The organism is Cupriavidus sp. GW823-FHT07A04 (assembly GCF_058794615.1).
On the sequence record NZ_JBXAHA010000004.1, the window covers coordinates 277,883 to 286,948 of the forward strand.

Here is a 9,066-nt window from a genome sequence, read left to right on the forward strand (position 1 = left end):
TGTGGTTCTTGTTTTTCTTTTTATGCGGCTTCGGCCTGGCGCGCTTCTGGCTGGCCCAGCAGGCTGCCGATCAGCTGGGGCAGCATGTCCGGCGGCGTGCCGGCCAGCAACTGGCGCAGCATCGTCAGCGTGTCGAAATACACGCGCTCGCAAACCAGGCGCTCGCCCTCGAAGATGAACAGCGCGATCATGCGGCAGCGAAACGCACTGCCCGTCGGCGGCAAGCCGCGCAACGGGCCACGGTGCGTGCCCAGCAGCCAGAACTCCACGATCACGGCATCGTCCGTGTGGCGCAACTGGATGATCTCGTGGCGCTGGTCGGGGAAGGCCAGGCGGCTGTCGAGGTAGTACTGGCGCACGGTGTCGATGCCGTCATGCACTTCGCCACTGGGAATCAGCTCGTAGTGCGGGTGCGGGAAGGTGGCGAGCACGGCGTCGAAATCCTGGCGGGTTTCATCGGCGAAGTGGTCAAGCACCAGGCGCTCGCGGCGCGCCTTGAGATCGGGGGAGAGGGGTGTGGTCATGCTGAAAGCTCCGTGGCGGGCAATCTGCGGAACACTGCGGCCGATGCCGCAGTCCGTTGCCTGGAGCGATTATCTGCAGCGTGCCGGCGCAAGACTGTCGCCGCTTGGCAGTTGCCGATCCGGATAAACCCCGGGTTTGGCGCGCGCGTGCCAGGCGCCCATTTCTTCTGTTTGATTGGCGGTGGAGCCGGGGGGCGTTACGTAACGCGTAACGGAACGGCCACGCGCAGGGCGCGCTTCAAACGCACGATCCCGGCTTCATCCATTTCCCGCAAAGCCAATCCACAAGCGGGTTACAGGGCTATGGGCACGGTCGCGAACGGCGCGGGAAAAAGCGCCTTTCATCTCGGGCATAACTATTGCGTCCAGGCCACTACTTGACGATTCAACGCAATAACCAGAGAGGTCTGACCGTGCGCAATCAGCAATATTTCGTTGGTATCACATTGGGCGCGTTGGTGCTGCTTGGCGGCTGTGCCAACGGATCCGACGGCGCCATGGGCAAGACAGGCGCCACAGGCCCGACGGGCAATACGGGAGCGGCTGGCAATGCCGGTGTCACGGGGGCGGCCGGTAGCGCAGGTGCCAAGGGCGATGCCGGGGCTACCGGCGCCACGGGGACCAACGGATCGGTGGGCGCAGCGGGAGCTACAGGCGCCACCGGCGCCACTGGCACGAACGGAGCGGGCGGCGCTACGGGAGCCACAGGGGCAACTGGCACGACGGGTGCCAACGGCCCCTCGGGCGCCACTGGCGCTACCGGGCCTGCGGGGTCCACGGGCGCCACTGGCGGCACGGGGCTCACCGGCGCGACTGGCCCCTCGGCACTGAATCAGCTCGGCACGGCAATCAGCGGCGTGGGCAGTGCCGTCGGCGCGGTGGGCACCGGCCCGCTGGCTGCCGTCACCACGCCTGTGGGATCCATCGTCAGCCAGGTTGGCCAGATCGTGGGTGGCGCGGGACCGCAGGCCATCACCAATCCGGTGACACAGATCACTGGCACGCTAGGCCAGGCGATCGTGCCGCTGACCTCCACGCTGACCGGCGCCACGCAGACCCTGGGCGCAGCGACCGGGCTGGGTTCCGTCGTCGACAATTTGCTGCGCACGGTTGGCGGTACGGTGGGCACCGTTGGCACTACGGTCACGCAGACCAACGCGCCGGTGGTATCCGGCCTGGGGGGCATCGTGACGTCCACCGGCAATACGGTCTCCGCGCTGGGCGGACTGGTCAACGCCCCCACGGGTGGCACTGGCACTGGCACTGGCAATAACCCGCTGGCTCCGGTCACGAACCTGCTTGGCGGGCTGACGGGTGGCCTGGCACCGGGCAATACGCCGGCGTCGGGCCTGCTCGCGCCAGTGACCAGCCTGCTCAACAACACCCTCGGCACAGTGACGCATGCCACGGGCAGTGGCAGCGGCGCGCTGCCTGGTGCCTTGCCTGGCTCGCTGACCAGTGCATTGGCTCCGGTCACCAACGTGCTGACAGGCGCCACTGGTGCAACTGGCGCGGCGGGCGGTGGCAACGCGGGCACGGGTGGCCTGCTCGGCGGACTGCTTGGCGGGTTGGGTGGCACCAAGCCCTGATACTTGCCGACAAAGCCGGATCTGCCTTGCCGTGCTTCCCGCTCCCGCGTGGGGGAGCGGGTGGGCGCTCGTTACGCCTGCGTGCTGGAAAACACCAAAGGCTTCGCTTCAAGTGGCTCCTAGCTAAGCCACCCCTCTCCCCGGCCCTCTCCCCCTGAGGGGCGAGGGAGAGACATCCGTCGTCATGGCGCGCGGCGTTTGCCCGTTCGGCGGCTTCGGCTAAAGCTTCAGGTTTGTCAGCCCCCCGAAGCCGATACCATGGCGCCGGCTTCTTGCCACGCCGTTGTGCTGACGCGCGTGGTCAGCTCGACAAAGCTGGCCACGCTGGCGGTTCGCAAGGGATAGTAGGCCACCTGATGGCGCTCGCAGACGCGCTTGAGCATGCTCATGGAGTCATGGTCGATGCAGTCGACGGGAAACACCACCATGTCCGCGCGGGCCACGGTTGCCGCCAGCAGGCCCTTCCTGTCCTCGATGCCGCCGTCGTGCAGCACGAGCTGGCCGCCGGTGGATTCCACCAGCGATTTCAGGGTGTGGTTGGAGCCAGGGCGTCCGCCGACATAGACAATGCGTTTTCCCTGTAGCTGGCGCAGCCCGGCGTGGCGCTCCTCCCCTTGTGCCGCGGCGGGGAGCACGGCGCGTTCCATGGCTTCGGATTCGGCGCGGCTGATCTTCAGCTGGGCCAGTGCGTCGTCAAGCTGCGCGCGCACCGCTTGCATCTGCTCGTGTTCGCGCATGGCGCGTTGCTCCGCGGCTTCGCGGCGGCTTGCCTGCAGTGCGAGTTCCGCGTCGCGTGCCGCCAAGCTCTCTCGCAGCATCTGCAATGCCGTATCCGTATCCGTGTCGCGCGGCCCCGCTTGCCGGTCCGCGCGCACGTTCAGCTGGCTGAGCTGATCGCTCATCTGGCGGATCGCCATTTCATGCCGTGTGCTCAACGTCTGCAGGCGCTCCTGCTGGCGCTCGAGCTTGTCCCGCAGCGTGGCGTTTTCTTCTTCCAGCGCGATCAGCCGGCGGATGTCGGCGCGATTCGCCGCACCCACCAGGTGCGACAGCATGTGCACCTCGCCAAACGCCGCCTGGCGAACCGCGGTGCTGGCTTCAGGGTGCGTCATCACCGCCCAGTAAGCCGGCGGGATGTCGCCGCTGCTGACGGCGTCGTCCCAGAGCTTGCGCACGGCATCCGCATCCTTGGCTGCGCCGAAACGCTTCAATGTGCTCGCGTAGCGCTCATCGAGCGCTTTCTGGAACGCCTTGCAACCCTCGCCGCCCGCGCTGGAAAGCTTGACCGCTTCGTGGTGGATTTCGAGGTCGGTGGCGCGTTGCCGGTCCAGCGTGGTGAAGCGCGGTACCAGCTTGCGCAGCTCGCTGGTGGTCATGCAGGTGCCGATCACCGAGCAGTGCAGGTGCGAGTCCAGTTCGGCAAGGCGCGTGCGCCGCCGGACTGCGCGGCCCTGCGGTTCGGCTGGCGAGCGGCAACCGGAGGCCGGTGGCTGCTCGTGGCCAAGCGCGGCCCCAATGCCATTGGCGCGAGCAAGGCGAAACGGTGGCGTGTGCATGCGGACCTCGCGTGGGAGAAGACGGACAGGGTGGCGCGTTGCCATGCCTCGAGGAGGGGCAACGTCGGGATTCCCGTTTGGTCAGCGAAATATATCATTGAATATAACGGGTGTGCGGCGGCGCAGGCGCGTAAGGCACCAAGGCACCAAGGCCGCGCTGCCGGCAACCACCGGGTATGCCCTAGAATTGCAGCGCCAGACAGGCAGATCAAAAGGAGCGGCAATGATGGTGGATGCGAAAGATACGGCTGTACTGCTTTTTTCCTACGGGACGCTGCAAGACAAGGCGGTGCAGATCGCCAACTTCGGCCGCGAACTGGCTGGTCGCCATGACGCCATCCCCGGCTACTCGCAATCGATGGTCGCCATCGATGACCCTGCCGTGGTTGCTACCAGCGGAAAGACGCATCATCCGATTGTCCAGCCCAGCCCGGATCCCAACGATGAGGTGGCCGGCATGGTCTTCGAGATCACCGCGCAGGAATTGGCATCCGCCGATGCCTATGAAGTCTCGGACTACAAGCGCGTCGCGGTGACGCTGAAATCGGGCGTTCAGGCGTGGGTCTACGTCCGGGCCTGAGCCAGAGTGGTTATCAGGAAGGACGGCATGGCGAAGGGATGTGAACGCGCTATGATCTGCCGATCAGCCACCCGGGCGCCACAGGCCGGGACCCATGCGGCCGGGCGATGGCCGCGGACATGACGAGGCGAGGACAAGATGAATACCAGCGCAAGAAACCAATTGAGCGGCAAGGTCAGCGCAGTCCACAAAGGCGCGGTGAACGACGAAATCGAGCTGGAGATTGCCGGCGGCGTGCGGATCGTGGCGACCATCACCGCCGAGAGCACGAAGCGTCTCGGACTGGCTGTCGGCAAGGAAGCCGTTGCGCTGATCAAGGCATCGTCCGTGATCGTGGGTGTGCCCGACCCGGACATCCTGCTCTCCGCGCGCAACCAGCTTGCCGGCACGGTATCGGGCATCAAGATCGGGGCGGTGAATGCGGAGGTTTCCATCGGCCTGGCGCAGGGCGGCGAGATCGTGGCCATCATCACCAATGACAGCGTGACCAGCCTCGGGCTGGTGCAAGGTGGCGCGGCCGTCGCCATCTTCAAGGCCTCCAGCGTCTTGCTGGCTGCGCGCGCATAAGCCTGCCGCGCAATGGTGCCTATTGGGCGGCAGGCGCCGCGAACACTTGTAACGCTTTGCGGATCGTATGGTGCTACCCGCATAGGCGCTAGCGCTATTGCAAAGCGCGCATATTCCGCTGGGGATGCCGCCGGGGTACCATGCCGCCATGGTCAAACTTGCTCGCTCCCGAACCTCGGTCAGCCCGGATACGCCGCAGGCGCTGTTTCGCATGCGCGTGATGCTGGGCGATACCATCGCTATTGGCCCCGGCAAGATTGCGCTGCTGGAAGCGATCCGCGAATGCGGCTCCATTTCCGCCGCGGCGAAACACCTTGACATGTCCTACAAGCGGGCCTGGGATCTGCTCAACGAAATCAACCGCTCGCTGGCCAGGCCGGCGGTCGATTCCGAGCATGGCGGCGCGCAGGGCGGCGGCACCGTGCTCACGCCGGTGGGCGAGGAAGCGATCCGGCTCTACCGCGCCGCGGAGCTACGCGCGGCCAAGGCCTGCGAGGCCGAGATCAACGGCCTGATCAAGCTGCTGGCCAAGCCTTGAGCTTGCGGCCCAAGTCCTGAGCCCTAATCCTGCCACTGCCGGACCTCGATGCCACTGACCGCCAGCGCCTGGCGCGGGCCAAGCTTGAGGTCGCGCAATGACACCAGGTGCAGGCCGCCAAGGTCGGGATCGAATGCCATGCCGTCCTTTTCCACCACCAGGATCACGCCGCTGCCCACGGCCGTGTTGTACAGCTCGTGCCAGGTGAACAGGCATCGGTAGCCGTCTTTCGCGACCACGGCGACCACGCTCTGCTTGCGCCGCCCGATGGGCAGCGCCTGCATGCCGGCGAGGTCAAGCAACTGCGTCACGCGCACGCCGCGCCAGTGCCGCACTTCGCGGACATGGCGCCCCGAATAGCATTGGATGGTTGCCGGCCCGCCCACCACATCAGCGCATCCCGCCAGGGCTGCCGCGTCCAGGCTGAGCGTTTGCGCCAGCCCAGAAATCGTCAGTGCATCGGACTGGTATTGCCGCACCTTGCTCTCGTCGCCAGTTCTGGCGGGCAGCGCTTCATTCACGGAACTCTCTCCTTAGGTGGGCAGGGCGCCTGTTTTGATCCGCGTTATATACATCGCTATATTTCGCTAACCGAGGCATGGTACGAGGTTCGAATAGGCGTATCAAGTGCCGGCGGCGTTTGCGCTATGCTTGGCGCCGCGCACGCCGCACATCTCCCATGGACTGCTGTTTCTCCGAGCCCCAACGCATGCAAGAACCGAACTCCACCGCTCTGCCCACCCCACGTTTTGAAGCCGGCCGCACATTCTGGATAGCGGGCCTCGGCGGGCGCTTCACGCTGGAAACGAACGGCGGCATCCCCGCGCTTTGGGAAGCGTTCGGCCCCTCCATTGGCGAAGTCCCTGGCCAGGTGGGCGGTTTGACCTACGGCCTGTGCTGCAATCCCAGGGACGATGGCAGCTTCGAGTATGTGGCTGGCGTGGAAGTGAGCAGCCCGGACGGACTGCCGTCATCGTTTCGCTGCATCAAGGTCGAGCCGCAGCGCTACGCCGTATTCGTGCATGCAGGCGATGTCTCGACGCTGCATGAGACGTTTCACCGCATCTGGCATCAATGGCTGCCCGCGTCCGGGTTCCAGGCCGGGCATGCGCCTGAGTTTGAGCGCTACAGCGTGGACTTCGATCCGGTGGCGGGAACGGGCACCGTGGAAATCTGGCTGCCGGTCAGGGGTGGGGCGGACGCGGCGGCCTGAGGCGGTACCCGTCACGGGCGCGAACACCACCATGCATATAAAGACCGTCAACGCATTGATCCTCGCATTGTTTTCCGCGAGCAGTTTTTCCACCACGCCGTGCCCGCCCGATGCGCCGTGCGGCCCGTTGCCGCCGGAATTCAAGGTGGCGATGTACGCCTCCATCGTTGCCTTCCCGATGGCTTGCGCGAAGCTGGATCCCGCGAACGCGCCGCGCTACGAGGCAGCCTTGTCGGCGGAGCTTGGCAAGCTGGGTGCCGACGATCAGGCGGCCATGGATGAGGCAAGACGCGATCCTGCCTTGCCCGCAATGCTGATCTCCGCGTCAAAGGCGCTTGAGGCAGAGCAATCGCCTGCGCGGCTTCTGCGCAAATGCAGCCGTGCGCTCCAGCGCACCGAGGCGGCGGAGCCGGCAAGCCCGAAGTGAGCGCAGGCAGGATTGCGCGCCGTGCTTTGTTACCTCGCCCGCCTTGAGTCCCCCGCCGCGATGAACAATACTGGCCCGTAGGCCGCTGCGGCGCGAGCGGGCCGGTTTTGTTTCCGCATGCGCGGAAGTGATTTCAAGGAGTAAGCCATGTTGCGCGACAGTCATGCATTCAGCGGATTCTCCGTCGACGACATCGCCAAGGCCACGAATTTCTATGGCGGTACGCTGGGGCTGGAAGTGTCCGCGAGCGGGGGCTTGCTGACCCTGTATATCGCCGGCGGCAACAACGTGCTGCTTTATCCCAAGCCGAACCACGTGCCTGCGACGTTCACGGTGCTGAATTTCCCGGTGAAGAGCGTGGACAAGGCCGTGGAGGCACTCGGCAAGCTCGGCGTGCGCTTCGAGACCTACGACCTGCCCGGGCTGAAGACCGACGAGCGGGGCATCTGCCGCAGCGAGGGCGGCCCCGTCATCGCCTGGTTCAAGGACCCGGCCGGCAATATTCTCTCTGTGCTTGAGGCGACATAGGCTGTTTTGGCCGGGCACCGGGCGGCTCGCGGGCCGCCTAATGTGCTATCCGCATTATTTCAATGATTGTTGAAATATTGAAATGATGGCGTTATGATCCGGGGCATGAACCCGAACCTGGTCGTACGCGCCCTTGGCGCCCTTGCCCACGAATCCCGTCTTGCCATCTTCCGCGCGCTGGTGGTGGCAGGCCCCAGGGGCATCGCCGCCGGCGACATCGCCCAACAGGTCGGCATTTCGCCCTCCAGCCTCTCGTTTCACCTGAAGGACCTGTCCCACGCGGAACTGGTGGCTTCCCGCCAGGACGGCCGCTTCGTGATCTATTCGGCCAACTTCGCCGCCATGAGCGGCCTCGTTGCCTTCCTGACCGAGAACTGCTGTGGCGGGGCGCCATGCGAGGTGCCCGCCGCGCCGGCGTGCTGCGACGCCAAGCCGGAGGCCTCCGATGCGGCACGCTGAATCCGCGCGGCTCGCTGTGGCGGATGCGCCCGCCCAGGCCATTGGTTTTTTCGAGCGCTACCTGACGCTGTGGGTGGCGTTGTGCATCGTCGCGGGGATCGTGCTGGGGCAGGCCATGCCCGGCTTTTTCGCCGCCGTGGCCAGCATGGAGGTGGCGCAGGTCAACCTGCCGGTTGGCGCGCTGATCTGGGTGATGATTATCCCGATGCTGATCCGGATCGATTTCGGGGCGATGGGCCAGGTGGCCGGCGTTTGGCGTGGCATTGGCGTGACGCTGTTCGTGAACTGGCTGGTGAAGCCGTTCTCGATGGCGCTGCTGGGCTGGCTGTTCGTGCGGCACGTCTTTGCCGGATGGCTGCCCGCCGGCCAGCTCGACAGCTACGTCGCCGGGTTGATCCTGCTGGCGGCCGCGCCGTGCACGGCGATGGTGTTCGTGTGGTCGCAGCTCTGCAAGGGCGATCCGTATTTCACGCTGTCGCAGGTCGCGTTGAACGATGCCATCATGGTGGTCGCCTTCGCGCCGGTGGTGGCGCTGCTGCTGGGCCTGTCGTCCATCGCGGTGCCGTGGGACACCCTGGTCACCTCCGTCGCGCTCTACATCATCGTTCCCGTGGCCGTGGCGCAGGTCATCCGCCGGGCGCTTCTCGCACGAGGAGACGCGGCGTATCAGCGGGCGGTGGCGGCGCTCGGCCCTTACGCCATCTGCGCGCTGCTGGCCACGCTGGTGCTGCTGTTCGGCTTCCAGGGGCAGGCCATCGTCAACCAACCCCTGGTGATCGCGATGCTGGCCGTGCCGATCCTGATCCAGGTGTTCCTCAACTCGGGGCTGGCCTATCTGCTCAATCGCAAGCTTGGCGTCGCGCATTGCGTGGCCGGCCCGTCCAGCCTGATCGGCGCGAGCAATTTCTTCGAGCTGGCCGTTGCCACGGCCATCAGCCTGTTTGGCTTCCAGTCGGGCGCGGCGCTCGCTACCGTGGTGGGCGTGCTGATCGAGGTACCCGTCATGTTGCTGGTGGTGCGTATCGTCAACCGCTCGCAGCCCTGGTACGAAGCCGGCATCCAGAAGCATCCATCAAGGTAGTCAA

At 65.7% G+C, this 9,066-nt stretch carries 12 protein-coding genes; 9 read left to right on the plus strand and 3 right to left on the minus strand.

Annotated features, from left to right (window positions below):
- Nucleotides 1–20: 20 nt before the first annotated feature.
- On the minus strand, nucleotides 21–524 hold the full coding sequence (locus AC1Q7Q_RS09115; protein WP_492370504.1) for an ester cyclase: 504 nt from the start codon (nucleotides 522–524) through the stop codon (nucleotides 21–23).
- A gap of 413 nt (nucleotides 525–937) precedes the next feature.
- Between AC1Q7Q_RS09115 and AC1Q7Q_RS09120 the strand changes: the two genes are divergently transcribed.
- On the plus strand, nucleotides 938–2,113 hold the full coding sequence (locus AC1Q7Q_RS09120) for a collagen-like triple helix repeat-containing protein (protein ID WP_492370503.1): 1,176 nt from the start codon (nucleotides 938–940) through the stop codon (nucleotides 2,111–2,113).
- A gap of 236 nt (nucleotides 2,114–2,349) precedes the next feature.
- Here the strand turns inward: AC1Q7Q_RS09120 and AC1Q7Q_RS09125 are convergent, their stop codons facing one another.
- Entirely contained in the window at nucleotides 2,350–3,669 is a 1,320-nt protein-coding gene (locus AC1Q7Q_RS09125; protein ID WP_492370502.1) for a DUF2325 domain-containing protein, read from the minus strand.
- A 223-nt stretch (nucleotides 3,670–3,892) separates the two neighbouring features.
- Between AC1Q7Q_RS09125 and AC1Q7Q_RS09130 the strand changes: the two genes are divergently transcribed.
- The 3 genes from AC1Q7Q_RS09130 (at nucleotide 3,893) to AC1Q7Q_RS09140 (ending at nucleotide 5,354) form a co-directional block, all read left to right on the plus strand.
- Nucleotides 3,893–4,249, plus strand: a complete 357-nt coding sequence (locus AC1Q7Q_RS09130; protein WP_459374363.1) for a gamma-glutamylcyclotransferase family protein — start codon at nucleotides 3,893–3,895, stop codon at nucleotides 4,247–4,249.
- A 138-nt stretch (nucleotides 4,250–4,387) separates the two neighbouring features.
- Nucleotides 4,388–4,816 carry a TOBE domain-containing protein gene (locus tag AC1Q7Q_RS09135; RefSeq protein WP_492370501.1) on the plus strand — a complete coding sequence of 143 codons (429 nt, stop codon included), beginning with the start codon at nucleotides 4,388–4,390 and terminating at the stop codon, nucleotides 4,814–4,816.
- A 211-nt stretch (nucleotides 4,817–5,027) separates the two neighbouring features.
- Nucleotides 5,028–5,354: a winged helix-turn-helix domain-containing protein gene (locus AC1Q7Q_RS09140; protein ID WP_043357615.1), complete on the plus strand. Its 327-nt coding sequence runs from the start codon at nucleotides 5,028–5,030 to the stop codon at nucleotides 5,352–5,354.
- Nucleotides 5,355–5,377: 23 nt separating this feature from the next.
- On the opposite strand, the gene AC1Q7Q_RS09145 is transcribed toward AC1Q7Q_RS09140, so the two are convergent.
- Nucleotides 5,378–5,875: a hypothetical protein gene (locus AC1Q7Q_RS09145; RefSeq protein WP_492370500.1), complete on the minus strand. Its 498-nt coding sequence runs from the start codon at nucleotides 5,873–5,875 to the stop codon at nucleotides 5,378–5,380.
- A 188-nt stretch (nucleotides 5,876–6,063) separates the two neighbouring features.
- Between AC1Q7Q_RS09145 and AC1Q7Q_RS09150 the strand changes: the two genes are divergently transcribed.
- The 5 genes from AC1Q7Q_RS09150 (at nucleotide 6,064) to arsB (ending at nucleotide 9,062) form a co-directional block, all read left to right on the plus strand.
- A complete protein-coding gene (locus AC1Q7Q_RS09150) occupies nucleotides 6,064–6,567 on the plus strand; it encodes a GyrI-like domain-containing protein (protein WP_492370499.1) in 504 nt (167 codons plus the stop codon).
- Nucleotides 6,568–6,598: 31 nt separating this feature from the next.
- Nucleotides 6,599–6,994, plus strand: coding sequence for a hypothetical protein (locus AC1Q7Q_RS09155; protein WP_492370498.1), 396 nt, complete (start codon nucleotides 6,599–6,601; stop codon nucleotides 6,992–6,994).
- Nucleotides 6,995–7,141: 147 nt separating this feature from the next.
- Complete coding sequence (locus AC1Q7Q_RS09160) at nucleotides 7,142–7,522, plus strand: VOC family protein (protein ID WP_416051034.1); 381 nt, start codon at nucleotides 7,142–7,144, stop codon at nucleotides 7,520–7,522.
- A 105-nt stretch (nucleotides 7,523–7,627) separates the two neighbouring features.
- Nucleotides 7,628–7,981, plus strand: a complete 354-nt coding sequence (locus AC1Q7Q_RS09165) for an ArsR/SmtB family transcription factor (RefSeq protein WP_492370497.1) — start codon at nucleotides 7,628–7,630, stop codon at nucleotides 7,979–7,981.
- A complete protein-coding gene (gene arsB / locus AC1Q7Q_RS09170) occupies nucleotides 7,968–9,062 on the plus strand; it encodes an ACR3 family arsenite efflux transporter (RefSeq protein ID WP_492370496.1) in 1,095 nt (364 codons plus the stop codon). Before AC1Q7Q_RS09165 ends, arsB begins: the two co-directional genes overlap by 14 nt.
- Nucleotides 9,063–9,066 lie beyond the last annotated feature (4 nt).